Below are 25,787 nucleotides of genomic sequence, written 5' to 3' on the forward strand. Positions count from 1 at the left end.
GTCCCTGTCAACGGCGCGTCCTGTCGTAAGCGGCGTTCAATTGTTGTTGCAAGGTGTGGCCGGTCGCCCCCGCCCTGTCGGGATGCATGCATGTGGTCAAGGCCTTGAAGACAGACTTGCGCAGGGTTGGTCCGACAGCGTCGAACAGCATTTCTGCCCAACCGTTCGCAGTGGTCGACTGGTGCGCCGCTGTCTTCAGCTGCTCCTTGAGATCATCGCGTTCGTCGATGAGTTGCTGGATCTGCTCATGTAACCGACGGGCGGCATCGTCCATGGCTCGGAATTGTTTTTCCCAGTACTCGGCAGAACTGCGATCGCCACCATCGGGCGGGTCTTGGGTTAGGGTGTCGGGCTTGGTGACCGCTGCACCGTGCTGCTCGAATCGCGTGCATAGGTCCGCCATGACTTGAGAGCTGGCGGTGACCAGCCAGTGCTTGTTACCTGGGTCCCAGTGGCGGCCATGGGGTACCGCCTCTCTCATCGCGTCGAGGAGCTTTCGATCGGAGTGAGTGAATGCAACAATCCACTTGCCGTTGGCGTCCTCGACTGTGACACTCGCTCTCATCTGGGCCCCACCCACTCTGTACAGGCTCCGAACTGACTCGAACTTCGAGAATGCACGAAATATCCTTGTGTGCAGTCTCTTTCATGGCGGCGGGCCGGGATGAGATGCGCGGACAACCGGGCCAGATCCGCTCTGATCTACGAATTATGCTACTAGGCAGACGTTTTCGACCGAAGCCGGTAGCGTGGCCGCTTAGCGGGAGGTGGAGCCGCAGCCGGAGCGGCGCGAAGCAAGCGCGGATGCGGAAGCGAAGGGGGTTCAATGGTCGATCCACGGGCGATAGCGGTCGTGATCCGCCGGAAGGAGGACTGGGTCCCAGAGGACAAGACCCTGGACATCACCGAATGCGAACCCAGATTGGAGCGGGTCCGGCTGCGGTTCGGCAGGTCCAAGGACTATCTGTTCAGGTGGGAGCGAGTGACGATCCTCGACCGGCCTGCCCCGGTGTCGATGGGGTCGCACGTGCGGTTGTTCGTAGATGGATCTGCAGTGGAGGCGACCGAGGCATACCTGTTCACAGGCCCGCCGGAGGCCGGATCATGGTGGCATGTGCTGAACAGCAAGGGCGGATGGAACGCCTACAGCGCGGATCGCATAGAGGTGCTGCCGAACGCCGCCACTATGCCTCGTTCCCACGACGTCCTGACCTACTGGCAAACGGTGGCAGAACGGCTGACCGATGATTCCGGCGCCCTACTCCGAAACCACAAGAGCCTGAGCTTCATTCACCCCGAATGCGCGTTGACCCGCATCCTCGAGCAGGCGCCGATCGAGCCCAGGCCGGACGATGAGATGCCGTTGCCGGTGTATCCGTTCCGTACCAACATCAGCCAGAGTGCGGCGGTGCTCAATGCTCTGCGGTATCCGATCTCGGTGATCGACGGCCCGCCCGGAACCGGGAAGACGCAGACGATCCTCAACATCATCGCCTCGGTGATCTGTCGTCCTGGCGCGACGGTGGGGGTGGTGTCGTTCAGCAACTCCGCCGTCGACAACGTTTTCGAGAAGCTGACCAAGGAAGGCTTCGGGATGGTGGCTGCCAATCTGGGGCGCACCACTAAGCGGCAGGAGTTCTTCGCCAGCCAGAAGCCACGCAACGCGGCGGTCGATGCGATGCTGCGTGCCGGTCCCGCACCTGGCGCTGATGCCGCGGACCAACTCGGCAAGGTGAACCGACGCCTCGCCGCGTTGCAAGAACAGGATCGTCTGCGCGCCCAACTGCGGCACCGACTGCACGCATACCAGCTCGAACAACGGCACTTCCAGTCGTTCTTCGACCGCCATGAGGTACCGAACGTCGACGATCTGCCGCTGCTGCGCCGCTATAGTGCGGGCAAGCTGCTCGATTTCATCGCCGACACGGATCCGCGATGGATCCGCGACAGCGGGTGGGGGCGGTTGGTGGACACGATGAACCGGTACTTCAGGTACCGGGCGCTGCGTAAGGTCGACGCCGACGACACCGAGGTCGTGCTGCGAATTCAGCGCGTGTACTACGAGAAGAAGATCGCTGAACTCGAGCAGCAGGCCGAGCAACTGACCAAAACACTGGAGAGCAAGAAGTTCGACACGCTGCTGGCCGACCAGGCGCGGCTGTCCCGGCAGCTGCTCGGTGACGCGCTACGCGCCCGGTATAGTTCGTCGTCGCGGACGGTCTACACACCGCACTATCGGCGGAATTTCGGGCAGTTCACCCACGACTACCCACTGATCCTGAGTACCTGCCATTCGCTCCAGAACAGCCTCGGCCCCTCGGCCCTACTGGACTACCTGATCATCGACGAAGCATCACAGGTCGATCTGGTGACGGTGAGCCCGGCCCTGGCATGTGCGCGCAACGTTATCGTGGTCGGCGATCTGGAACAGCTTCCGCCGGTCACCAAGTGCCTCACCGATCCCCCTCCAGCACCCGATCCGGCCTTCGACTACCGGCGCAGCATCCTGTCCTCGATCATCGAACGGTACCGCGATCAATTGCCCCGGGAAATGCTGCGTGAACACTATCGGTGCGATCCGGACATCATCGAGTTCTGTAACCGGAAGTTCTACAGGGGCCAGCTGATTCCCTACACGCGCAGCACGCCGGGGTTCGCGCCGATGGCAGTGGTGCGGACCGCCCCGGGCAACCACATGCGCCATATCTATGGTGATGACGACCCGAAGTCGAACGGGCGGAGCAACCAGCGCGAGATAGACGTGATCCGACATGAGGTCCTGCCTTGGATATCCACCGATATCCCCCCGCACGAAGTCGGGATAACCACTCCCTATCGCCGTCAGGCGGACAAGGTGACCGACGCCCTGATCGAGTCCGTCGAATCCGACACCGTGCACAAATTCCAAGGGAGGGAAAAGGATGCGGTCGTCATGACCACGGTGCTGGACGATACCCCAAGCAGCCGGGCAGCCTTGAAGTTCGCCGACGACCCAAACTTGATCAATGTGGCAGTATCCCGGGCGATGCGCTTGTTCGTCCTGGTCACACACCCTACGGAGCTGCCGGCCAGTCGGCACCTGCGCGATCTGATCGGCTATATCCGGTACCGGGACCCGGACAACGCGGTCGTAGACAGCGATGTGGTGTCAATCTTCGACCTGCTGTACATCGATTACACGGAGCGGCGGCGAAAACACACCTATATCAGGTGGGGGCGTACCGAGTGGGATTCGGAGGACATCGCTCTCACCATGCTGGAAGGCGTGCTCGCCGAACCCGACTACGGCCACCTGGCGATACACCGGCAGGTCCTTCTGCGGAATGTGTTCCCGCGCAACCTGGACCGGCTCGACGATCAGCACCGCAGGTTCGCAGAGCGCCGATCGTCTTTCGACTTCGTCATCTACAACCGGATCACCAACGCGAACCTGGGCGCTATAGAAGTAGACGGATTCAGCACCCATGAAGCAAACCCGGAGCAGCGCGCCCGCGACGCGCTGAAGAAGGAGATCTGCCGTCGCTACAACTTCGAGCTGCTGCGCCTGCCGACCACCGGGAGCGGCGAACAGGCCGAGGTCCGCAGGTTCCTAGGGCGGCTTCCCAGAACGACTTGAGGATCGGTCTTTGAGGTCACCGCTGCGCGCTGCCCTTTCTACGGCCGAAATCCAGTCTGAGCTGGGCGGTTCTCGGTCAGCGTCACGCCTCACCACCGGCTGAAGCGCCGGACCAGTGTTCGAGCCTCGTCCGACTCGCAAACCGTTATCTACCAGCTGAAATGCGTTCGCGACCCCCTGCGGTGGGCTTTCGGCGGACCCGGTCGTTCCGCATGGCGGTCAACCTCGCATGGTCGCGGGGGAACCTTTCCGGTCGCCGCGGACGCCATCCCGCGATCCGCGGATTCGGCTCAATTCGCGGGAGCCACGCGGAGTTTGGGATCGGCGCCGGGTGAGTGCAGCGGGGTGAGCACGGTATCCGGGTACACGACTTTCGTGCTCGTCCAGCGGAAGTCCAGTTCGTCATCGGTGGGGAACCACCAGGTCGCAACCCGCAAGGGGTTCCCGCCACGAAGGAACAGGTAGTAGGCCGTCGTCGGCTTGTCGTCGTTGTATGGAGCGGGCAAGTTCTGCCAGCACATTCCGGGGGTATTGGCGAGTTCGTTCAGCTTTTCGGCTTTCATGCCCGGCGTAACGACCACCATGGTGTCCCACTCGTCCTGGAGACCGGCGGCTCGGGTGATTTCCACCATCTTGACCGGCACATCTCCGGAAGCTGCCTGCCTTGCGGCGGTCAGAAGAGTGAAACCGCCACTTGGCGATGATCCGCCCGATCGCACGTCGAACGAAGCACGACAGTCGCTGCTCGTCGTCTCCCGGTTATCAGTGGACCGGTCCGGCCCACATCCGGCGGTCAGTAGCACCGGTATCAAACCGGCGGCGATGGCCAGGGCTGCGATTCTCATCAGATGATCACTTGCTCCCGGGTAGCGGAATACCGACGCCAGCGGGCGATCCGGTCATCGCCTCGGTCACCCGATTGCTCCAGGTGATCTGCGGGGCGGGCAGTTGACTGCCATCGACATTCGAAGTCTGGATGACTACTGCTTTGCCATCTTTGATCTGCTGTCCGACCAGCGCGGCCAATTCCTCGGGAGTGGCTTTGGGGTTGGCTGCCCCGATCGCGCGCCCGATTTCGTTGTTGTAGAGGTCCATTGCTTCACGTTGCGGCGTATTGCCGCCGGTCTTTTCGTGGGCCGTGGCGTAGGTTTGCGCCCAGTCCTCACCGAATTGTTGCGACATGAGAGCGTTCCAGTACATGTGCCGATAGGCATCGCCTTGGCCATCGGCCACCGAGTCCGGATACTCCGCCAAGGCAGCGTTCCTGGCCAGGTCGGGCAGGGTGAGGGCTTTTGCGACCGCGTCGACGCCCTGGTTCTGCAGCAGGTTCTCCATGGCCGAGATCTCTTCGGAGGTCATCAGCGAAGGGGTCACGTTTATGCCGTGATCCTTGAGGATGTCGGCTGGCCACCCGACCGGCCAGAGCCTCGGCAGCCCTGTGGAGACATCGGTTTGATAGTCCTCGAGGATTTTCGCGAGTTCCGGATCGTCCGGCTTGACAACCAGACCCTGCTTCACCCGGTCGGACAGCTTCTCGATTTCCTTGATGTAGATCTCCGCGCCTTCCTGATCCGCTCTTTGCACGAGCGTGAAGGCTGCCGAGATGAAGTTGTCCAGACGCCGGGTGACGATTTCCTTCGCAACTACCGCGACATCACCGAACGGGACGTAGTCGCGGTAGGTGTCGGCGTTCGATGTACGAGACTTGACGTGGCCGTCCTCGGTGACGAACAGATCCCATCTCGACTCCTCGGCTTCGGCCTTGCGGGTTCGGATCGTCGAAATATTGGTCTCCAAGGTCGAGACCAGGGAGCTGAGCTTCGACGCCATCTGTTCGATGACGTCCGAGGTCTGAATCGTGTCAGTGCGATCTTCCTGGCCGCGTCGTCGTGCCGCGTCACCGGCCGAACTGTCGAAGTAGTCGCCGGACTGCTCTATCGCATTTCCCGCTGCGGTGGCCTCGGTCTCGATGAACTTGTAGGTCTCGTTCATCATGTCGACGACCTGACCGAGATAGCGTAGGTCCCACCCGAGCACCTTGGATATGGTCAGCGAATTGTCATCCGCCATCGTCAGCCCCCCAGCCGCTTGAGTTGGGCAGCCCAGTCGGCATCTGTCTGCTCATAGACACCCGCGGCAGTCTCCACGCTGCCGCAAAAGCTGCTCAGGCGGCGATTGTGGTAGGCCAGCACCGTATCCAGCGCCTTCAGCGATTCCTCGACCTTGACCGCCAGGTTCGAACCCGCCATCCGCTCCCGAGCCAGATCACGGCTCACCTTCGCGATCGGCGTCTTCGTCGTGATCCTGCCCGCATTCATCCGCACGGACGTGGCGAGTGCGCGCATCTTCGCGGGGTCGACGTTCACCTGGACTCCTCGAACAGTTGCACGGCTGCAGCTTCGGCATTGCCCAGTGCGACACGGTGACGGTCGATAATCAGGTTGGCCAGGTGCTGAGGGCCGTTATCCATCGCATAGTCGGCGATATAGAGATCGGTGATCCGACCACCGGCATCCGTCTCGATGCTCACACTGCCGTCTCTGGAACGCGCGGAGCCACGCACCGCCGCGAGCCGCTCATTGATCCGCTCGATCTCGAGCATCCGCTCATCGCTATTCATCGCTGTTCCCCCGTCGAGTGGCGCTCCCCGAGAGCCTACCTAGATCGGGCTCCGGCTACTGCCCAGGGGCTTCACAGTGCCTCACGTGGTCGTAGCAAGGACCGTACGGCACTCCGTATTTACTCCTGATTTTCAGCCGAATCCACCCGAAACCGGTTCGGCACAGCATGATTCAAGAGAAGATAGCCATGAGCTATTCATGCTGGTAGAAGTAGGTAAGCGAAGATGATCGCAGAGTGCCGAATCCCGTTGTGCCAGAAGCAGAAGTTCTACCATTGAGTGGGGGTGGGATTCAGGTCTTCGTGGGGATGTGAGAGGGGGTGGGGTTCGTTGGTCATGAGTGCGAGCGCCAGTGCGCATTCTTCGATTCCGGCGCGGGTGTAGGTGGTGGTTGCTCCCTTGGTGTGGGTGTCGGCGTGGCCTGCGTAGGCTACGGCGTGGCCGAAGTTGCCCCGGAGCGCCTTAGGCGCAGAGTTTTCGGTGTGTGCAGCGACCAAGCCGTTCACCACGCCGATTGCGGTGTCCAAGCCAGTCCCGTGATCCGGTGCGGGAGACATCCCGTCAGCCGGTGTGAGTGGTGACGGTGTCACCACCCCGAAAGATCGTGGCGGCAAAAGGCATGGTGACTGTGTCACCAGAACAGTGGTAGCTTGGTGACTCGTAACGTACTGAAAAGTTCTGAAAGGTCTGTTGCGGCCCAACATTTGGGTTAGCTCAGCCTATTGACCAGCCGAATCGTGCAGCGCCGGAACAGGTTCGAATCCCGTCATCCGCTCTCACTATGAGTGAGAACTCGGAAGCGTACTTCACACATACTTTAGCTCGATCTGTTTGCGCCGTAAAGGCTTTCTGTCGGACGTGATCGCCGCCTCCGTTTTGGCTTGCGGTTTCCTGGTGTGGCAGCGCGATTGGGTCTGTCTGGAGTCTCGTTATCCGTGCTGATGCAAAACTGCTGTTCAGGCACGGGCTTGAGCTGTTTCGGACGGTAGGCTGGGTACGGTGGCAGAGGAATCGCCGGGCCAGCGGCTGCCCTTCGCGTTGGAGATGTATGAGTTCGGTGTACGTATGCAGCGTGCCCGCATACGTCGGATGCGACCGGAGGCCGCCGAGGTGGAGGTGGATGAGGCCGTTCAGGACTGGCTGCTTTCTCGTCCTGGCGCGCCACTCGGTGATGCGGCTGGTCATGCGTCGTCTCGGTTCGCGTGAAACCAACTCGAGGCTGCGCTGCGTCGCGCGGCGTCGGATCTTCGTCGGCATGGTTATGCCTGGGCGCTCGTGAACGCAGCTTCAATCGTGACCGTGACTTGCTCGTGTCGCTGAATGAATTGACTTCGGCCGCTGAGGGATCTCACCGTTGCCATTCAGCTAATTCCATTGCCCGGCTTGGGTGTCTATGACTCATGTAGTTGTTGTCGGCGGCGTTGTGACCGTATTCCAGTTGTGGGGTTTGCGCGGGTCGGGGAATCCGAGGGTGACGTAGCCGGGTGCGCGTTTGTGCAGTGATGATGCGAGCACTGGGGTACGGATGTCGTGGTAGTCGTGGACGGTGGCGGTGGATTTGTTGGGATGTGGTCGGGTGATGCGCCCGACGTATTGGACGAGGCGTCCTTTGAATGAGATAGGGGATGCGAGGAAGAGGGTGTCGAGGGCAGGGCAGTCGAAGCCTTCGCCGATGAACGAGCCGGTGCCGATGAGTAGCAGCGGTGATCCATCGGCTTGGCGGGTGCGGATCGTTTCCGTAACTGCTTGGCGGTCGCGGGCTTTCATGCCGCCGCGGAGAACGATGATGTCGTGGCAGCCTGCGTCGGTGAGGCGGTCGGTGATCGCTTCGAGGTGGTTGACCCAGGTGGTGAGTACCAGTATTTGTGCGCCGGCGTGGTGCGCGGTCTGGATGTCGGTGGTGATCTGCTGTAGGCGGGCTTCGTCGGCGACCAGCGCCCGATAGATTTCGGCCATTCCGCCCGGTTGGGATGGATCGGCGTCGCCGTTGTAGGCGAATTGTGTCGGGTGAATCTCGAGCACGGGGTGGGGTGCAGGCGTTTCACCGTTGGTCGGTAGTTGTCCTGCCGCGGGGCTGTCGACGGTGTGGGTGCGTGAGCCGAGTTGGTGGTAGATCAGGTCGTCGAGTTGGTCGCGCCGGTAGGGGGTGGCCGTGAGTCCGAGCCAGTATCGGGCGGGTATTTGGTTGAGGACTTCGGTGAAGGCGGATGCGGCGATGTGGTGGCATTCGTCGACGATGACGAATCCGTAGTCGTTGGTGAGTTCGGCTGCGTTGGTGCGGCGTGCCAGGGTGGGGAGCAGGGCGATGTCGATGACGCCGGTGGTCTTGGATCGGCCGCCGCCGATTTGTCCACACTTGAATCCGAGGTGGTCAGCGATCCGGGTCCGCCATTGGTCGGCCAGGGCTTTGCGGTCGACGAGGATCAGTGTGGTCGTGGCCCGGGAAGCGATTGCGGCGCAGGCGATGACGGTTTTGCCGGTACCGGGCGGTGCGACAACGACACACGTGTCGTCGACCTCGATGTCGCTTACTGCGGCTTGCTGTTCGGGCCGCAATTCCGCCGAGCAATGGAACGACTGTGGGACGCCTTCGATTCGGTTGTCTTCGATGCGCAGTGTGCTGTCGGCGGATTCGACCAGTGTGGTGAGTAAGGGCAATAGTCCGCGGGGGAGTACGAGGTCGCCGTCGAGGGTTTCGTCGTAGCTGCGCAGGAATCGTGGTGTGTCCCAGGTGCTTCGGCGGGCGCGCTGGCGGGTGTAGAACTCGGGGTTCGGGATGGACGCGGCGTGCTTGACTGCCGAAATCATGGCGGGGCCCAGATCAGCAGCGGTCAGTTGGAGTCTGGCTGCGAATGTTGCGCCTACCACGGCTGCTGGGCGTGGCATGATCCGCGAAGAGGTCGGCAGCTGCAGGCGCCGAACATCGTGTCCGACTTTTGGTTCGGGCAGCGTGTCGGCAAGTGCGGCAACTTGTTTCGGTGACAGTCGCGGGATGCTCGACAGGTAGGCCCACTGGTCCTCGAAAGGTTCGAGAGTGGCTGGATCCAGGAACAAGGTGGTGCCGTGCTGGCGTCGGGTTCCATTTAATGGTGCGGCGATGAGATTGCCCATGCCACGGCCGGTATGCGTGTCCTGGGACGGAAACAGTCGGTCATAGCTGGACAGATTCATGCTGCCGCGCAGTTGGATCGCCTCGGCGAGCAGGCTGGTGGCGATCCGTCGAGCTAGGGTAGCGGCGGTGGCCTGTGCGAAAAAGATCCACACATGCGCACCTCGGCCGGATTGCGACACCTCGAGCGCTGCGGGGATGTCCTTGGTGCGGGCCGCTTTGAGGTATGCCAAGGCGTCGAGCATCGCGGTGTCTTTGTCGAAGTCCGCGGCAACCCACCAGCAGGTGTCGTCGTCGCCCAGCGGATACAAGCCGATATGGTGCGCCCCGCGCAGATGGGCGGCGACGACCTCGTCGGTGAGCGGCAGGTACGACGCTTCCGATCGTGACATGCCGGTGCGCCAACGTCCCCGGATCGCGGGCATCCAGCCTGATCGACCGTCTTGGCGGTTCTCCCAGCGAATCGCGTAAATATCGGGGCGGCAACGGAATAAGTCGAGGTAGAACTGAACTTTGGCTTCCGGAGCAGAACGCATGTCGACCGGGGTCGTCACTGCGGTCTGGTCCGGATCGGCTGCGCGCGCCTGGTTTTCGGTGAGGTCGAGCAACCGCCGCAGGCGGGCGTTGTCGGCACGGAGGGACTCGAGCTCGCCGGGGAAGCGTTCCACGGCCATCCAGTGTGCCGTGCTGTCACTTCTACCGCTTGATCCACTTATCGGTGTGTCCCGCTGACGCGACTCCGGCCTATCCGGATGCTGGTTTGCGGGCCTGGCTGCGCGTCTACGCGACGAAACTCCGGTGTGCCTGGGCCGCACTGCGCCACGACGAGGATCAGTGGTGAAGATCGTATGCATGATCGTTGTGCACACCCGCGAGTCGCTGCTGCATATCGCGGAGCGCTCGATAACCGCCGAGAAGCTCGTCGCCGGGCTCGAGAAGCCGGCTGAATGATCTGGTCGACAGGTTGCTGGCAAACGTTGTGGCGGCTTTCCTCAACTCCATGCGGAGAGCACGTCAGCGGCGTTCCATACCAGGTCGATGGTGTCGGCGAGGGTGCGCTCGATATCGGCTGAGGACACTGCGACCAATGCTGTTTCGTGCGGGACGAAGCCTGGAATACTGGCGACCCCGCGAGTGAGTTCGGCTAGATCGTGGTGGTCGAATGGGGTGGCGAGCCATTTGATCGATCCGGCGAAGATCACTCGATTGGCGACGGGGGAGCGGTCGGTGCCGATGAGGTCTATTTCTGGGTTGAAGGCGCGGTTCCACCAGCCGCCGACCGCGGTGATGTCTTTCCAGGGCAGTGCTCCCGCGAGCGCGGTCAGTTCGAGGGCGTCTCGCACGAGGGGTTCGACGGCTTTGCCGCGCCAGGTGCTCCAGCGTCGAGCGAACAACTCGTAGGCCGCGTCGACTCGCCCTCGCCGAACCAGGTCCTGAACCGAGCGCAGGGTTGCGAGGTAGAGCCGCAGGTTGCTGTCAGCGACTCGGTAGAGTGCCGGTTTCCCGGGTTTGATCGACAGTGGCTCGTCTACCGAGAGCACCTGCTTTTCTACCGAGAGTCGATGAAGTAGAGGCGATAACGTCCCGGAAGGCAATGCGCCACTGCGGCTGCCCGCCGAAGCCGCGATGGTGGCGTGGGTGCGTTCCCCGCTTCCGATCGCTTCGAGTACGCGTCGCGCTTGGTCGGGTGCGGGGAACTCGGCGAGGAGAGTGGCCTCGGGTACTCCGAACAGCGGTGCAGCAGGATCGTCGCATTCGCGTCGCACGAACTCGAGCGGCGACAGCCCATGCGGCCAGCTACGCAAGATGCCTGGCAGCCCGCCGGTGATCAAATGTGCGTCGATGCTCTCAGCGGCGTCGAGGCCGAGTGCGTGGCCGACTTCGGCTGGGTTGAGCGGATCGAGGACGAGGTTGTCTGCTCGCCCGTAGAACGGGCGGTCGTAGGCGGTGAGGCGTTCCATCATATGGATGTCACTACCCAGGAGTAGCAGCAAAACCGGGCGTTGCTGCAGCAACCGGTCCCATGCCGTTTGCAACGCGCCATCGAAAACCGTGTCTTGTTCTGCCAGCCAAGGTAATTCGTCGATTACGACAGTTGTCGGTGTATCACCGAGCGTGGTGGCCAGCAGCCGGAAGGCGTCGGGCCAGCCGCCGATTGTCTCGGGGAGGGTCTCGGGATTCTCTGCGATCCCCGATCTTTTCAATTCCGCGAGAAACGTCGCCAGCGATTCGGATACCGGCATACCTTTCGTGGCGGTGAAGTACAGATACGGCACTTGCTCCGCGTCGCAGAACTCCTGAACCAGTCGCGATTTTCCGACCTGCCGCCGCCCTCTGATCGCAACGGCCACACCTCGGCGGGATTCCGCGACACGCTGCAAGCGAGTCCTCAGAAGTCCTAGCTCGGTATTTCGGCCGACGAAACCTGATGCTGCCACCGGAGCCCCTAAGGTAATCCAAATCTATGTAGACACGATCTATGTAGATACAATCTACATTATCAGCTGTGTTCGGCGGCTGTCGCCAACAAGGCTCGGTGAGACTGTTCGCCCCGGCGATGCCTCAACTGAATCCAGCCTCGATCCACTGCGTAGGTGGAAGGCGGTACACGATCCGGTGTCGCCAAAGAGGCACCTTATCTCTACATGCGCATGACATTCGCATGTAGCCTGTAGATATGGTCGTTGCGATTCAAATCAAGGACGTGCCCGAGGAAGTGCGGGACGCTATCGCCGCACGCGCCGCAGCCCGCGGTCAGTCCACTCAGGTGTACCTACGTGCCCTGCTGGAACGAGAGTTGCGTGCCGAGCGGAACAAGCATCTGCTCGAGAGCTTGACAGGGCACCGCAGCCTCGGTATGGGCGCTGAGGATGTCGTCGAGGAGATTCGTGGCGGCCGCGAGGACGACGAGTGATCGTCGTCGACGCGAACGTCATGGTTATGGCCTTGTCGAGCCCTGCGACTCAGGGCAACACCGCGCGAGCGGCGATGCTCGCAGACGACGACTGGATCGCTCCCGCGCACATGCCATTGGAGGTGCTGCGCACCCTCCGCAAAGCCGTGCTCGGCAATCGCTTGACCGCCAACGACGCCGACGCCGCGTTCCGGGCGCTCGCCGCTATGCAGATCGTCTACGTAGGAACCGATGTCTCTCTGTTGCATACGGTCTGGGCGATGCGCCACAACGTCTCGGTATACGACGCGGCCTACCTGGCGGTCGCCGTCCTACACGACGCTCCGCTCATAACCTTCGATGCCCGGCTCGCCAAAGCCGCCGAACAGACCAAACCAGACATCCGCGTGACGTTGCTCTGATTCGGGGTGCGTACCAATGGCGCGAAGCCCCTCGGTGTCGCGACCTGCGCGAGCGCACTTGTCCCCACCGACGAGCGCATATCTTGACCGGCTTCGATTTCGATGTCGAGTAACACGATTCATCTCGCTGTCCACCCCTTGGCGACGAGTTCGATCGGCGGCCGGTAGTCGCGGGCACTCGAGATGACGCGGCGCAGGCTCCGGTTGAGATGTCGGCGGTCGGTATCGCCGAGACCGCCGGAGCTGTCGATAATGTGCCGGCAGGTGAAGGCCAGGTCATTCATGCAGCCGAGCACTTGCCGGTCCGCTGTCGTAGCGAGGACGAGTTCGTGTTTTCCGGTGTCGGCGAATGTTTCGAGGGGTAGTTGCTCGTCGTGGAGTTCCCGTTCGATGAGACGGGTCGCAAGTGCGCCCGTGGCGCGCAGTTCGGCGGTGGTGACATCCGCCTCGAAGACTGTGAACAAGGTCGCGGAGTGGGTCAGCAGCAGGCATTTGCGGCGGTTGAACCACAGCAGGTTGGCGTACCAGTCATCGGGATCGGCCTCGGGCGGCGGCTTGGTGAGCCGCTGGGCGCCGATGACAGCCAAGAGTTTCTTCGTACACCGTAGGATCATTTCGCGATGGTCGGGCCTTTCACGGTCGTAGCGTCTCGCGGTGGCGGGAAGCGTTCATCGCACAAATTCTCCCATCGCACCGCATCACCGACACCCGATCAAGCCAACCTCCCGAACCGCAGTTGCGACCGCACCCCGGCGAGGTCGCGCTCTGCCCATGGCGAGTCGCCGTCCGTGTCGCCTCAATGCTGTTTACCCGTCTGCGGCACCGAAGTCGATCGCGCACCGCCTATCAGCCCCGACTCGCCTCGATGTCGACAGTGACCAGACGTCTGATGAAGGCCGGCTTGCTGGTGTGCCGTTCACGCAATGCTCTCGCCTGCCGCGCGAAGACATCGGTGCGGCCGTCCCGTTCGGCGAGATCGCGCAGGTCGGTGAGCAGCTCGATCGCCGCGTCGTACTGGCCGGACTTCTTGGTCGCGACCATTACTTCAATTCGTTGCCAGGCACCGTCCTGGTCGCGGGCGAGTTCGTTCAACCGCCGTTCGCGTTGACGTGCCCGCCGGGCCTCGAACCGAGCGTGCTGTTCGGCCCGGACAGCTGCCTCACGGTGTTCCCGCTCGCTCCGGTGTCGGGCCGTACCGTCGAGCAGGTCAGCGACGGTACGCCGTGGCGCCTGGTCGGGTGCGGCCGTCGTGGACTCGCGGAATCGGCGCAGAAGTTCCATATGGACACTCGCGGCGTCGTCGTCGGCGACACGCAGCAACAGCCGATCTTTCTCTGCCACATCGAGATCGGCGATCCATGCGGCGAGCGCACGCGGATCATCAGCCACCGCGTCGAGGTCGGGGCTCGCCGACGCCGCGACGTGCAGCAGATCGCGGTCCAGCCGCAGGAAGTCGGCCATCGCCCGCTGAGCGGCGGTGAGTGTACGCAGTCCCGGCGGCACCGGCGGCTCGAGTTGGTCATCATGATCGCGGTCGAAGGCCCACTCATCGCGTTCCCACATGCCGTACCCGGCCAACCAAGCCAAATACAGTGGTCGCAGATCTCCGGCGGCAAGATCGGCGCGTACTCCGACGATGGCCGACAACGAAGTCTGCGCGTCCTCCACCCAGTCGCCGGACTCGTCCTCACTCGAGAAGCCGAGAATGGTGTTCCTGCCGGATGTTTCGGCGGTGACACAGTCGCCGAGACAGTACTGTTCTGCCACCTCGGGATCGAGCAGTGTGCGTGGCAGTCGGAACATCAGTTGGCGAGTCCCCCAATTCGCCAGATATAGGTGCGCGTCGTAGTAGCGCTCGACCATCCGACGTATATCACCCCGGAAACTGCCCCAGTGGTATTCGTTGACGAAGCTCGTCGCGGTGATATGCGCCCGGGTGGACAAGGCTCGTACCTCCGCCTGCTGACGGTCGTCCAGCGGACGGTCGAGGGCGACGAACTCGTAGTACTGGTACTCACTCACGACGGCACCTCGAACGGCTCTGCGGTGAAAGCGGAGTCATCACCGAGATGGAAGAACAGGTGTCCGCGCAGCGTGGCAGATTCGGTCAGGACAACCCAGCCGCGACCGTTGACGGGCTCCCCCTCGTCATCACCTTCCCAACTGAACTCCACGCACTCACGACCGTCACGGATCCCGATGCGGTAATCCATCCACCCGCGCACGGCGATGAATCCGAACGCACCTGTCCCACCAGAGTGGAACTCCATGAATCCAGGCTCGACAAGATCGATGGCTTCGCGATCCCACAAGTCCATCGCCATGATGCGCCAACGTCCCGCCACAGTCATCGACATTCCCGTCCATATGTGTCCAATATCCGGCGAGGATAGTCATGGTCATGCCATTGCTGGTCGGTGACCGGTCCGAGCCGAACACTATGTGGCACATCAGGTTCAATGATGCAATGACCAAGCCAGTCCCGTCCGTGATCCGGTGCGGGCGATATCCCGTCACCGGTGAGGGAGGGTGACTATGTCACCAGACAGGTGGTAGCTTGGTGTCCCGCAACGTAATGAAGAGTTCTGAAAGGTCTGTTGAGGCCCGACATTTGGGTTAGCTCAGGCGATTGACCAGGGCTTTTGTGAAGCGTCCCAGTGGGTTCGAATCCCGTCATCCGCTCCATCAAAACGCCAGGTCAGTAGCGTGAGCTACCCTGGTGTAGGCGCGTACGTCACCACGTCACCACGTGCGGTCACGACAGCTGGACAGCAACGATGCCCTTGCCCGAGGCTGACCAGTTTGGTTGGGAAAACTTCGTCTTCGCCGGCCAGGACATCGGCCCACCTTCGACGCTCTACGAAACGGCAACTGGGAACGGCGTTCCGTCGATAGCCGGGACCTGGCCGCGATGGCCGGCCGAACGCGTCCCGGAGCGTGCCGTCCTGCCTCAGCTGGTGCCGTCCTGCACCGGATAGTCGATGACTACCACACCGCCGGTGGCGTAGTTGACGACATCGGCGGACAGCCGCTGACCTTGCGACGACGACCGCGCCGCGGCCATGGCGGCGGCGTCAGCGAAGTCGGCTTCGAAGACCGCGAAATACGGCGCTTCTCCCTTGGTCGCCGCCACGTCGAAGCTGTAGCGCCACGCAAGCAGGCCGGGCCATTTCATGACCAGTGGAAGGTGGTTGGTCACGTAGTAGTCGCGGAAGTGGTCAGGGTCGGCGGGCTTGGGATACAGGACTAGCAACTTGTGCATGACTGCCTCCCGGTGTGTGTGAGCGCGGTGTCCAGTACCGCGGTCAGTTGAATCGTCATATGTGCAGGTTAGGGCTTGATGTGCGGTCGGGGGAAAGACCGGGACGGGATAGACTCAGAACGGATCGTTATCAATTGGCAGGGAGGCATGTGGCGCCGGATACGGTGAGCCTGCGGTACTTTCTGGTGCTGGCGCAGGAGTTGAACTTCACCCGCGCGGCCGCACGGATCGGTATCGCGCAGCCCGCACTCAGTGCCCGGATACGCCGATTGGAGGCGGAACTCGGTACGAGCCTGCTGGTTCGTAACACGCGTAGCGTCGTATTGACCACGGCCGGTGCGGCTTTGGCGGAGTCCGCGCCGCCCGCGCTGGCGGCGCTGGACCGGGCATGGGACACCGCCCGGAATGCGGGGGCCGGTGAACTGGGCACGCTGCGCATCGGATACAGCCTCAGCGCGGGGGCCGAGACGGCACCGGCCCTGGTGGACAGGCTCATTCGCAGCAGCCCGGGACTCGAGGTCAGCGCGGTCCCCATGGCGACACCGGAGATCTCCCCCGCGGTCGCCGACGGCCGCATCGATGCGGGGATCACCCGCGGTGAACAGCCGGGTCGTGGCGTGCGCCGGTTCCTGCTGCGGCGCTTGCGCGTCGGGGTCCAACTGGCACAGCATCATCCGCTGGCCGAACACCCGGAGATCGAGATCGCCGATGCGGCCGCGTATCCGCTGCGACTGCCCGACCGTACGGCCAACCCCGTGATCCACGATCAGCTGTCCGCACTGTTCCGCGACACCCGGCCGAGCCCCCGATTCCACACGCCCCCAGTCTCTTTCGACATGTCTCAGCGCGACCTACGCGACGGGCTCACCCTCGCCCCGGCCGGTGAAGCCGCGGTCACAACACAACCGGCCGGTCTCACGTGGCGACCGCTGCAGGGCGCACCCACCTTGACGATCCACCTGGTCCTCCCGCGCGTGCAGTCACCACTGCACCGCCGCATCCGCACCGTCGCCAAAACCCTGGCACACGAGCTGCACTGGCTGCCGAACTGACGCGCAGCAGATTACGCGAGACGGACCTCGGCTGCCCGGCGTCATCGATGGTGAAGTCGGCCAGGTCCGGATACGCCCCGTCTGTCGTCCGGCACCGCGAGTGGGTGAGTTGGTGGTGGCTGCACCAGTAGAAGTACAGGCGCAGTTCGGATTTGGTGTGGATGCGTGAGACCGCGGAGAAGCGAGCGAGGTAAGCCGGCGCGGGCAGCCGGAGCACGAGGTCGTCACCGGCAAAGGTGACATCCAGAGCAGGGGAGGTAGCCATCCTCCACGATGCCGCGGTCCCGGCGAACCGCCCGAACGGACGCGCGGGTCGCGGCAAGGTCAGCCCCGATATCACGATCGGGCTTGTTCCGCTCTGCTGAACCGTCACCAAAAGAACACCAAAAAGGCACCACCAACGGCGGATTCCTCAGCTGGCGGTGCCCAATCCCAGCTCCAGCACGGCCGATGAGTTCGGTGCCTGCTCCGGCGAGACGAAGTAATGCCGCTCCGTGATGCCCTCACAAGAATGCTCCAACGGCTCGCAACCGCTTCAACATGCGGGTCGTGAACTCTGGAACGGCTTCGTGATCTGCGAATTCGGTTGTGCCGCAATCCTCGAGGTGCCGGTGTTCGGATCGGCGACGATCGTGCGGACGCGCACCACTGATCTCGCGCGGACCATCGCGCCCGAACCCAGCCGAGTGTCCAGACCCCGACAGCCCCGCCGTGGTGGCAGCATTAGAGCTGGTAGGGCTGGAATTGGGCCGCTGATCCGACTCTTCGCCGTCGAAGGGCGGGGCCGACGCTATGCACGCCGAACCGCTGTGGGATCTGGATCCGACCGAAGGAGCGTCAGGAAGATGAGAACGATGCGGTCGGTCGTCGCCGACACGCTAGGTGAACCGTCCGAGGTTCTGCACCTGCAGACCCGCCCGGTTCCGGAGCCCGGTCCCGGCCAGGTCCGGATCCGGGTGGCCGCCGCACCTGTCCATGCCAGCGATCTACATACCATCCGCGGCAGATATGGATTCACCCCGGAGTTCCCCACCGTACCCGGAATCGAATCCGTCGGCGTGATCGACGAACTCGGCAGCGGCACAGACGATCTGACCGTCGGGCAACGCGTCGTCACGGTCGGAGTCAGGGCCACGTGGCAGGAGTATGTCGTTGCCGATGCCGAGCGGGTCTTGCCTGTTCCCGATGGCATGAGCAATTCCACGGCTGCCCAGATTCTCAGCAATCCGCTCACCGCCGTGATCTTGACCGGTGATGAGCTCGATGTTCGACCGGGTGAATGGCTCTTGCAGACGGCGGCCGGTTCAACCGTTGGCCAGTCGGTCATCCAACTCGGGGCCCACGCCGGCTTCAAGACCCTCAACGTGGTCCGCCGTCGATCCGCTGTCGAGGACATCCTCGCGTTGGGGGGCACCGCGGTGATCTGCACGGAGGATGAGGACCTGCGCGAACGGGTGGCTGACATAACAGGCCACGACGGCGTGTCCAAGGCGATCGATTGTGTCAGCGGTCAGGTGGGTGCGGACGTGTCGCGTGCACTCGAACCGCACGGTGAGCTGGTCGTCTACGGTGCGCTGTCTACACACCGCCAAACCGATCCCGACAAACTCACCATCCCCATCTTCGCGCGCTCACTGATCTACGAAACCAAGACCGTTCGGGGGTTCTGGCTGTTCCGCTGGTTCATCGAGACCCCGAAGGATCGGATGGCCGCAGCGATCGACCGGACACTTCAGCTCGCCGACAGCGGCGCGCTGCGCGTGCCAGAGGGCCAGCCGATTCTCGTCGAAAAGTTCAGCGAGGCAGTCTATTTGGCCGAAGCTCCCGCACACGGAGGCAAACCGCTGCTGGTTTTCGAACCGTAGAAGGCGCCAGATATGCATGGCCCCTGGGCGCACTCCACCATGTGCCACTCACGCCGGACGAACGCATGCGACTGGTCGGCCTCAAATTGTGGTGACGAAGCCACCATCGATCCTCAGATCGGATCCGGTGATGTTGGCGGACCGGTCGCTTGCCAGGAACAGCACCAGGTCGGCAACCTGCTCCGGAGTGGTGAACCGGCCCATGGCGGCAGCACCCGCGGTCGCGGACCTGACCTCTTCGGGGGTCTGACCGCTGGCGTCGGCGATCGTGTCGGCCACTCCACCTTCGTCGAGCCACAGCCCGGTCGTCACGGGTCCGGGGCTGATGGAGTTGACGCGAATGTTATTCGGCCCCAATTCCTTTGACAAAGCCTTGCCGAAATTGGTGACGGCGGCCTTGGTGGCGCAGTAATCGTAGATCCCGGGATCCGGGTAGTACGCGTTGACGGATCCGATGATGACGATCGATCCACCGCCACGGCGGTGCATCTGTGGCAGAGCGGCCCGGGTCGGCCGCACTGTCCCCATCACATTGAGATCCCAGGATGCCTGCCACTGGTCGTCGGTAACGCGCGCGATTCCACCCGGTTGCACGGTGACCGCGCCGACGTTGTTCACCAGTACATCGATGCCACCGCGGTCTGCCGCAGCCGCGATCAGGTCATCCGCACCGCCGGGTTGCGACAAATCGGCGGATACAAAGGTCACTTTCCCGACCTCCTCCAGCGTCCCGAGACCAGGCCCTCGGCTGCGTGATCCGGCCACGACGTGGGCGCCGGCGTCCACCAGCGCCTGGGTGATCGCGAGCCCGATACCTTTGCTGGCGCCGGTAACCACGGCGGTCTTGCCCGACAGATGTAGATCCATGCTGCTGCTCCCGTCGCCAGCTCGGTTTGTGACCCCGAACACGCTACGCCCGGCTCAGCGCTGTGCCGTTGAAGATGGTGTGCCGAGCATCCTCACAACGCCGCCCATCACGAGCATTATGAGAACAGTTCCGAGTGTTCGGCAATGTACCGCCCAACCGTGGATGGCTGTCCCGTGATCTTCTCGACGTCGTCGGTGGCTCGGTCGTAGCGTCCGGCGCGGTGCAGCAGCGCCATGGTGGCCAGGTGCTGCTCGACGTGCGCGGGCAGACCCCGGGCTCGAGGACCTCGGCGAATGGCTGTCCCGCTTCCGGGCCGCCCTGCTGGCCCTATCCCAGCAGCAACGCCAGCAATCCTTCCTCCCGCTTCTGGACGCCTACCGCACCCCCGAAGAGCTCACCCGAGGCTCCGTCCTCCCCGCCGACGTCTTCCGCGCCGCCGTGCAGCAGGCCAAGCTCGGCCCCCACATTTCCCCCGCCCTCATCCACAAGTACATCGACGACCTGCACCTGCTGAAGCTCTTCTGACCCGAGCAGAGCAGGTTCTCGGTTCCGGCCTGGAATTCGATCGGGCGGGGCTGCAGGGCTGGTCCTCTCGTAGCCGATCCAGTCCTTTTCTCGCCCACATGATCGATGGCGGAATGGTTTCGCTCCGACGCGGGTTAGTTTCCATGGAAACCAAATTGCCGGTCGGCGATCAGGCCGGCACCGATCTTGGAGGAGGGCACCTCGTGAACACCATCGACTTGACTCCCACCGTCGACATCCGCCGCGCCGAGGACCGGTTCAAGTCCGACTTCGGCTGGCTGGATTCCAAGCACTCGTTCTCCTTCGGCCACCATTTCGACCAGGCCAACACTCATCATGGGCTGCTGCTGGTCAACAACGACGACATCGTCGATCCCGGTACGGGGTTCGACACACATCCACACCGTGACATGGAGATCGTCACGTGGGTACTGGAGGGGTCGCTGGTCCACCAGGACTCCACCGGCCACAACGGCGTGATCTACCCCGGCCTGGCCCAGCGCATGAGCGCCGGCACCGGCATCCTGCACTCGGAGAAGAACGACTCTTGGCGGCTCAGCGGCGACGTCCACCAGGACCCGGTGCACTTCGTGCAGATGTGGGTGGCGCCCGACGAGGCTGGTATCACCCCCGGTTACGAGCAGTTGGAGATCGAGGCGGAACTGCTGTCCGGTGGTCTGCTGCCGGTTGCTTCGGGTATGCGCAAACATGATGGCCACGCCGCGATCCGGATCCGGAACTCGCACGCGGCCCTGTACGCCGCGCGGCTCGCCCCAGGACAGTCGGTGCACCTGCCCGACGCGCCGTTCCTGCACCTGTTCGTGGCCCGCGGCGCGGTGACACTGGAGGGTACCGGCCCGCTGCGTACCGGCGACGCGGTGCGCTTGACCGCCACCGGCGGCCAGCAGGTCACCGCGAGCGAGCCCGCCGAGATCCTGGTCTGGGAAATGCACGCCACCGTCCAGTTCTGACCTTCGGTACCCATCCACCGTCAGGGGCAAGGATGTGACTTTCTCGGGTTCAACATCCGCCGCCACCACGGCCGGGCCCCGCTGATCAAGCCCAGGGAAGACGACCGCTGCCGCCGAGCGGGCTGGTTGCGCACGCTGGATCGGCACACGCAGCCACTGCTGCCCCTACGATCCCCGCAGTGTTCTGCAACGCGGCGGCCACCACCGGCGTGCGGTTCTTCAGCAGCGGAATCCATTTGTCGCCCTTGCGACTGACCCCGCCACCGGCGATGAACAGGTCGGGCGAGATCGCGTTTTCGATGGCGACCAGCACCTTCGTCACCTCCGGGGCCCACCGCTTGTAGCTCCAGCCGTGCCTTTCCTTGACCGACGCGGCACCCCGACGCTCGGCCTCCATTCCGCCGACCTCGATGTGACCGAATTCAGTGTTGGGCAACAACACACCGTTATGGATCACCGCCGAACCGATGCCGGTGCCGAACGTCAGCAGCACAATGACGCCGTCGTTGTCCTTGCCGGCACCGAACTCGACTTCGGCCAATCCCGCCGCGTCGGCGTCGTTGAGCAGGGTCACCGGCTGTCCGCCGAGTTCGGCGCTGATCACCTCCTGGGCGTTCACTCCGATCCAAGACTTGTCGAGGTGCGCGGCGGTACGGGCTACGCCGCCGCTGACCACACCCGGATAGGTGACGCCAAGCGGCGCATCCCACTGAAAGTGCTTCACCACCTCGCGGATCGTGTCGGCGAGAGTCTCCGGAGTAGCCGGCCGCGGGGTCGGGAGTTTGAAGCGGTCGCCGATCAGCTGCCCGGTGCCGAGATCGACGACGCCGCCCTTCACACCGGTACCGCCCACGTCGATGCCGAAGCCCCAGCGATGCGGCCTAGCCTGGCTCGGCTTTTCGGTGACCGAAGCGGTGGTATCGCCCATGGACGCTCCAGTACGTGGCGGCGGCCCGAGGTCAGCTCCCTCCACAGATTCCGGGCTGGTCGTTACCGTGGGTTTCATCGAGTCCCCTGGTCACGAATCGGATATCGAGGCCGAGATTTCGGCGGGCTGCCCGTATTCCATCGAAAAAGGGCGCAAAGGATTCAAGAATCTATTCTCCCCCCGGGCCGGTATTCCTGCTACCTGCAAAAGCGGCCGGTCCAATTGCAGTTCGACAGCGAGAACATCAAGTTCTATCGAGGCCATCGGGGTCGACATCAACTCCGAACTGCCATCAGATGTGTCGGACACCAGCGGCCGATCGGCACGATGCCCGGTTCGATCATTTCCAGCCTCGAAAAGAAGCGGGCGACCCCGACATAAGGTACGTGCACCCTTTTGTATGCTGCTGTGCTGCGTCGGCGTGCACGGTGGCCTCGGGGTCGAGATCGGCGGTGAGGTGCGTAAAGCTGACGTATGACTGGCTGCGGCGGAGGCGGTGGGCACGCTGACGGCACGCGTTGCTGCAATATCGTGGTGGGCGACCGGATCTGGCGCGCCGCCCGAGCGGTTGGTCGCATTGATCGCACCGATGACGAGCTCCGCGGCCGAGCGGCTGCCCCAGCAGTGCGCTCAGGTCAACGTCGTGCAGGTAGGCCGCCAAGTCCGCTCGGTACTGCGCGAGGTTGTGGACGGGGCTCGGGGTTCTCAGGATCGATAGCGCCTGCGCCCGCCGCCGACGGACGCTCGCAGCGGAGACCCCCAGCGTCGCGGCTACCTCCTGCGTCGTCAGGTACTCGATGTCCATCAAGACGAATACCGCACGAGCCGGGGCGGGAATGGTGTCGAGCGCATCGCGCAGCGCCGCGGCCAGCTGACGCGAGCCACCTGACTGGTTCCACGACGCTGCACCGGGTCCGGATGCGCACCGCGCTTGTTCACGGCTACTCCTGGTGAGGGTTGCTCCCTCCAGAATGACCGCCACTACCGCCGTCGGTGCCCGCGCGGACCTCGGATGCCCCGCAAAGACTTCGGTTTGAGCTTCGGTGCAGACCGAAACCTCGTGTGAAAGAAGCGAACACAGCGGGGATGTCTTCGCGTCTGGCCCTGAACAATGCCACGAGCGTCAGGGATGTGACGGCCAGGATCACGGACAGCAGCGGCCAAATCCCCAGCGGTACAAGAGAGCTCCTGGCTCAGGCCGTACAAACAGAACTTCCGCTTCCAAAGCCTGGCAATTATGGCGACCGCCAAGGGAATTCAACCATTCGGCCTGTGACGATGGGTACTCGGGGCAACCCCGGCGGCGGGTTGCGACCTGCCGTAGCGGCGCGTTGACCTGCGATTCTCCGAGAGGGTGGCGTGATGGGTTCGAACGGTGGTGGAGCGCCGGGTGCGGCGCGGCTGCACCTGGTAGACGGCATCTCGCTGCTGCGGCCTGACGAACAGGTGTTCGCCGCGATGTTGTCGGGATTCGCCAACAGTTTGGCCGGATCCGGCGCTGACGCGGTCCAGCGTGGTCGTGAAGTCGAGTCGGTCGGTGAAATTCAACGCACATGGGCGATCTCACCGATCTACACTTGCCCCGCGCGGCGCCGCCAGGGCCGCGCGGAATCGATGTGGGGAGGCATCCGGCATGCCGAAAGCCGTCGGGATCATTGTCGTCGGTGGTTGCATGTTCGTGTTGATCGGGTTACTGGTGCTGCCGATCCTGCTGTGGCAGCGGCATACGCTGGACAAGCGCGAAAGTGACGTCGGGCGCCTCGCCACCGAGGCGGGGCTCGGCAGTGAGCGTCGTCGATACTTAGCATCGCTCGGGCAGATCGTCACGGGTCTGTGGGGGGCCGCGCTGCCTGCCGCCGCAACGGCCGCGGGCGTGGTGCTGTTCTTCTTCTCCGGCCCTATGGCCGAGGACCTCGGCGGCGCACGATGGGCGATAGGACTGCCCGTCTGTCTGCTGACCGGCAGCGCTGCCTTGTACATGCTCGAGCGGGCGCTTTCTGCCACAAGTTTCCGGATCCACCTGTTCGACGGTGGGCTGGTGCATTTCGATACGACCACGGACGCGCACACGATCCGCTGGGACGAAGCCGATATCTACGGCGAGATCGGACGATACGTCAAATCTAATGGCTCCCAACTCGATTCGTCGCTCCGACTGGACCCGACAATCACTGTGCGACACCGCGACGGCACGAAACTGAAGATCACCGAGAATCAATTCGACGGCGTCGCCGAGTTGGTCTCCACGATCCAGCGGACTGTGACCCGGGTGCGACTCCCGGCCATGCTGCAGGATATCGCCGAAGGTCGCCGCCTCGAATTCGGACCGTTCGTCGTCGACCGGTCCGGGATATCCGTCAAGGGCACCATGGTGCCCTGGCCCGAGGTATCGCGCTTCACCTACGTGTCCGTCATGAGTTTCGGCTGTGTGGGCCTCAGCTACGCGGGGAACGAAGTATCAGAAACTGAGTTCGACGAGGATATCCCCAACCTCGTCCTCCTGGTCACCCTCGTGGAAACCTTGCGCAGGGACAGGACGGAAGAGTCGGCCCGACAGTCGTGAAGCGCCTGGTCGCCGCTCACTGAATGCGTCCAGGTCTCATCTACTGAATGTCACCTCGGTCCGCAGGCTCATCGACACTCTCGGGGAGTACAAGTCTGACTTGTCTTTGATCATGTTGTGCGGGGATAGCTGCCGTCCGAAGCGAGGTGGCGCTGGAAGTACTACATCCGCAAATCTGTTGAGCCAGGTGGTTTCTCCTACAGAATCGACACTCGGCAACTGGTGCCGAACCGAACGGCCGCCCGGAGCGAGGACAGTTTTCGCTGGCCACGGCTGTGATGTTGGTCCGGCGTCTGTGCGATAACCCGCTAGTGCCGGATTCGGCAGTTATTTCCTCGCCCCCGGATTCGGTCATGGCGAAACCGTTTAGCGTGACTTTCTTGAAAGTGGGCTCCGACATACGAAAACCGTTGCTGTGCAGGCTATTCCGGTGACAACGTCCCGATCCGAGAACGCACGACCGGCGATCGGTGGGTGGGCCACCGATCGCGGGTCGTAGGTATGGATTTGTCATCGCGAGAGCGAGTTGCGCAGGTCGGTGATGGTGGCGCGGCGCTGGTAGGTGATCCAGGCGAAGATCGCGGCGAGCACCAGCGGGAAAATGCCCATCAAGGGCTTGTCGGCGACGAAAGCCTGCGTCCCGGCGGCGAGCACGGTGAGAACCGACAGCCCCGCGGCAGCCAGGGCACTGAGCCGTGGCACCATCAGGCCGACACCGCCCGCGACCTCCGCGACTCCGATGAAGACGAGCAGCGCGAGGGGGATGGTCAGATTCTCTGGGGCGTTGTCGGTCAGGGCGTTCGGCATAACGAGCTTCGGCCCGCCGGAGGCGATGATGAAGAACAGGCCGAGCAGGATCTGCAGGGTCCACAGAGCGCGGTTGCCGATCTTGCCGGGACGGTCGGGTGTGATGTCGTCGGAGAGGTTGGCGGTGGTCATTTTTGGTCCTTCTAGTCGGTCGCGCCGGGTTGGTAGCGCGTTCAACAGATAGGACGGAGCACCGTCGGAGGAGTCATCGCTGTCCGCGAAGATTTTCGGAACCGCTGCTGAACCAGCGGGTTTGGTTGTACTGGCCCGGGGGTGCATTATCTGC

24 protein-coding genes are annotated in these 25,787 nt (G+C 63.2%); 8 read left to right on the top strand and 16 right to left on the bottom strand.

Annotation, left to right across the window (positions count from 1 at the left end):
- Nucleotides 1–7 precede the first annotated feature (7 nt).
- Nucleotides 8–565: a hypothetical protein gene (locus tag ACQPZ2_RS01080; protein WP_433523892.1), complete on the bottom strand. Its 558-nt coding sequence runs from the start codon at nt 563–565 to the stop codon at nt 8–10.
- A gap of 261 nt (nt 566–826) precedes the next feature.
- Between ACQPZ2_RS01080 and ACQPZ2_RS01085 the strand changes: the two genes are divergently transcribed.
- Complete coding sequence (locus ACQPZ2_RS01085) at nt 827–3,616, top strand: AAA domain-containing protein (RefSeq protein ID WP_433523893.1); 2,790 nt, start codon at nt 827–829, stop codon at nt 3,614–3,616.
- 290 nt (nt 3,617–3,906) lie between these two features.
- Here ACQPZ2_RS01085 and ACQPZ2_RS01090 read toward each other — a convergent pair whose 3' ends face one another.
- From ACQPZ2_RS01090 to ACQPZ2_RS01105, 4 genes are read right to left on the bottom strand one after another with little or no spacing between them, the layout of a single operon-like run.
- A complete protein-coding gene (locus ACQPZ2_RS01090; protein WP_433523894.1) occupies nt 3,907–4,461 on the bottom strand; it encodes a hypothetical protein in 555 nt (184 codons plus the stop codon).
- Between the two features lie 7 nt (nt 4,462–4,468).
- The gene (locus ACQPZ2_RS01095) at nt 4,469–5,686 is read right to left on the bottom strand and encodes a DUF6973 domain-containing protein (protein ID WP_433523895.1); all 1,218 of its coding nucleotides are present in this window, start codon (nt 5,684–5,686) and stop codon (nt 4,469–4,471) included.
- Nucleotides 5,687–5,688: 2 nt separating this feature from the next.
- The gene (locus ACQPZ2_RS01100) at nt 5,689–5,982 is read right to left on the bottom strand and encodes a type VII secretion target (protein ID WP_433523896.1); all 294 of its coding nucleotides are present in this window, start codon (nt 5,980–5,982) and stop codon (nt 5,689–5,691) included.
- Entirely contained in the window at nt 5,979–6,218 is a 240-nt protein-coding gene (locus ACQPZ2_RS01105) for a YbaB/EbfC family nucleoid-associated protein (RefSeq protein ID WP_387290387.1), read from the bottom strand. The genes ACQPZ2_RS01100 and ACQPZ2_RS01105 overlap by 4 nt, the downstream gene beginning before the upstream one ends.
- Before the next feature lie 1,017 nt (nt 6,219–7,235).
- Between ACQPZ2_RS01105 and ACQPZ2_RS01110 the strand changes: the two genes are divergently transcribed.
- Nucleotides 7,236–7,442, top strand: coding sequence for a hypothetical protein (locus ACQPZ2_RS01110; protein WP_433523897.1), 207 nt, complete (start codon nt 7,236–7,238; stop codon nt 7,440–7,442).
- Between the two features lie 192 nt (nt 7,443–7,634).
- Here ACQPZ2_RS01110 and ACQPZ2_RS01115 read toward each other — a convergent pair whose 3' ends face one another.
- Nucleotides 7,635–10,019, bottom strand: coding sequence for a TOTE conflict system archaeo-eukaryotic primase domain-containing protein (locus ACQPZ2_RS01115; RefSeq protein ID WP_433523898.1), 2,385 nt, complete (start codon nt 10,017–10,019; stop codon nt 7,635–7,637).
- A gap of 318 nt (nt 10,020–10,337) precedes the next feature.
- Nucleotides 10,338–11,783: an ATP-binding protein gene (locus tag ACQPZ2_RS01120; RefSeq protein ID WP_433523899.1), complete on the bottom strand. Its 1,446-nt coding sequence runs from the start codon at nt 11,781–11,783 to the stop codon at nt 10,338–10,340.
- A gap of 239 nt (nt 11,784–12,022) precedes the next feature.
- Between ACQPZ2_RS01120 and ACQPZ2_RS01125 the strand changes: the two genes are divergently transcribed.
- Complete coding sequence (locus ACQPZ2_RS01125; protein ID WP_397043418.1) at nt 12,023–12,259, top strand: FitA-like ribbon-helix-helix domain-containing protein; 237 nt, start codon at nt 12,023–12,025, stop codon at nt 12,257–12,259.
- On the top strand, nt 12,256–12,660 hold the full coding sequence (locus tag ACQPZ2_RS01130; RefSeq protein WP_397036528.1) for a type II toxin-antitoxin system VapC family toxin: 405 nt from the start codon (nt 12,256–12,258) through the stop codon (nt 12,658–12,660). Before ACQPZ2_RS01125 ends, ACQPZ2_RS01130 begins: the two co-directional genes overlap by 4 nt.
- 119 nt (nt 12,661–12,779) lie before the next feature.
- On the opposite strand, the gene ACQPZ2_RS01135 is transcribed toward ACQPZ2_RS01130, so the two are convergent.
- From ACQPZ2_RS01135 to ACQPZ2_RS01150, 4 genes are all read right to left on the bottom strand, one after another.
- On the bottom strand, nt 12,780–13,274 hold the full coding sequence (locus tag ACQPZ2_RS01135) for a DUF6933 domain-containing protein (RefSeq protein WP_433523900.1): 495 nt from the start codon (nt 13,272–13,274) through the stop codon (nt 12,780–12,782).
- 232 nt (nt 13,275–13,506) lie between these two features.
- Nucleotides 13,507–14,682, bottom strand: coding sequence for a hypothetical protein (locus tag ACQPZ2_RS01140; RefSeq protein WP_433523901.1), 1,176 nt, complete (start codon nt 14,680–14,682; stop codon nt 13,507–13,509).
- Nucleotides 14,679–15,011: a hypothetical protein gene (locus ACQPZ2_RS01145; RefSeq protein ID WP_433523902.1), complete on the bottom strand. Its 333-nt coding sequence runs from the start codon at nt 15,009–15,011 to the stop codon at nt 14,679–14,681. Before ACQPZ2_RS01145 ends, ACQPZ2_RS01140 begins: the two co-directional genes overlap by 4 nt.
- A 599-nt stretch (nt 15,012–15,610) precedes the next feature.
- A complete protein-coding gene (locus ACQPZ2_RS01150) occupies nt 15,611–15,922 on the bottom strand; it encodes an EthD family reductase (protein WP_433523903.1) in 312 nt (103 codons plus the stop codon).
- A 149-nt stretch (nt 15,923–16,071) separates the two neighbouring features.
- On the opposite strand from ACQPZ2_RS01150, the gene ACQPZ2_RS01155 reads away from it, so the two are divergent.
- Nucleotides 16,072–16,974 carry a LysR family transcriptional regulator gene (locus tag ACQPZ2_RS01155; protein WP_433523904.1) on the top strand — a complete coding sequence of 301 codons (903 nt, stop codon included), beginning with the start codon at nt 16,072–16,074 and terminating at the stop codon, nt 16,972–16,974.
- A 497-nt stretch (nt 16,975–17,471) separates the two neighbouring features.
- Nucleotides 17,472–18,839 carry a zinc-dependent alcohol dehydrogenase family protein gene (locus ACQPZ2_RS01160; protein ID WP_433523905.1) on the top strand — a complete coding sequence of 456 codons (1,368 nt, stop codon included), beginning with the start codon at nt 17,472–17,474 and terminating at the stop codon, nt 18,837–18,839.
- Nucleotides 18,840–18,920: 81 nt separating this feature from the next.
- Here the strand turns inward: ACQPZ2_RS01160 and ACQPZ2_RS01165 are convergent, their stop codons facing one another.
- Nucleotides 18,921–19,706 carry an SDR family NAD(P)-dependent oxidoreductase gene (locus ACQPZ2_RS01165; RefSeq protein ID WP_433523906.1) on the bottom strand — a complete coding sequence of 262 codons (786 nt, stop codon included), beginning with the start codon at nt 19,704–19,706 and terminating at the stop codon, nt 18,921–18,923.
- A gap of 328 nt (nt 19,707–20,034) precedes the next feature.
- On the bottom strand, nt 20,035–20,172 hold the full coding sequence (locus ACQPZ2_RS01170; protein WP_433523907.1) for a hypothetical protein: 138 nt from the start codon (nt 20,170–20,172) through the stop codon (nt 20,035–20,037).
- 263 nt (nt 20,173–20,435) lie between these two features.
- Between ACQPZ2_RS01170 and ACQPZ2_RS01175 the strand changes: the two genes are divergently transcribed.
- The gene (locus ACQPZ2_RS01175; RefSeq protein ID WP_433523908.1) at nt 20,436–21,203 is read left to right on the top strand and encodes a pirin family protein; all 768 of its coding nucleotides are present in this window, start codon (nt 20,436–20,438) and stop codon (nt 21,201–21,203) included.
- 85 nt (nt 21,204–21,288) lie between these two features.
- Here the strand turns inward: ACQPZ2_RS01175 and ppgK are convergent, their stop codons facing one another.
- Both ppgK and ACQPZ2_RS01185 read right to left on the bottom strand, forming a co-directional pair.
- Nucleotides 21,289–22,131 carry a polyphosphate--glucose phosphotransferase gene (gene ppgK / locus ACQPZ2_RS01180; RefSeq protein ID WP_433523909.1) on the bottom strand — a complete coding sequence of 281 codons (843 nt, stop codon included), beginning with the start codon at nt 22,129–22,131 and terminating at the stop codon, nt 21,289–21,291.
- A 340-nt stretch (nt 22,132–22,471) separates the two neighbouring features.
- Complete coding sequence (locus ACQPZ2_RS01185; protein ID WP_433523910.1) at nt 22,472–23,113, bottom strand: RNA polymerase sigma factor; 642 nt, start codon at nt 23,111–23,113, stop codon at nt 22,472–22,474.
- 651 nt (nt 23,114–23,764) lie between these two features.
- On the opposite strand from ACQPZ2_RS01185, the gene ACQPZ2_RS01190 reads away from it, so the two are divergent.
- Nucleotides 23,765–24,694, top strand: coding sequence for a DUF6585 family protein (locus tag ACQPZ2_RS01190; protein ID WP_433523911.1), 930 nt, complete (start codon nt 23,765–23,767; stop codon nt 24,692–24,694).
- Between the two features lie 510 nt (nt 24,695–25,204).
- On the opposite strand, the gene ACQPZ2_RS01195 is transcribed toward ACQPZ2_RS01190, so the two are convergent.
- A complete protein-coding gene (locus ACQPZ2_RS01195; RefSeq protein ID WP_433523912.1) occupies nt 25,205–25,633 on the bottom strand; it encodes a DoxX family protein in 429 nt (142 codons plus the stop codon).
- Between the last annotated feature and the right edge of the window lie 154 nt (nt 25,634–25,787).

The organism is Nocardia pseudovaccinii (assembly GCF_050942345.1).
Classification (GTDB): Bacteria; Actinomycetota; Actinomycetes; order Mycobacteriales; family Mycobacteriaceae; genus Nocardia; species Nocardia pseudovaccinii.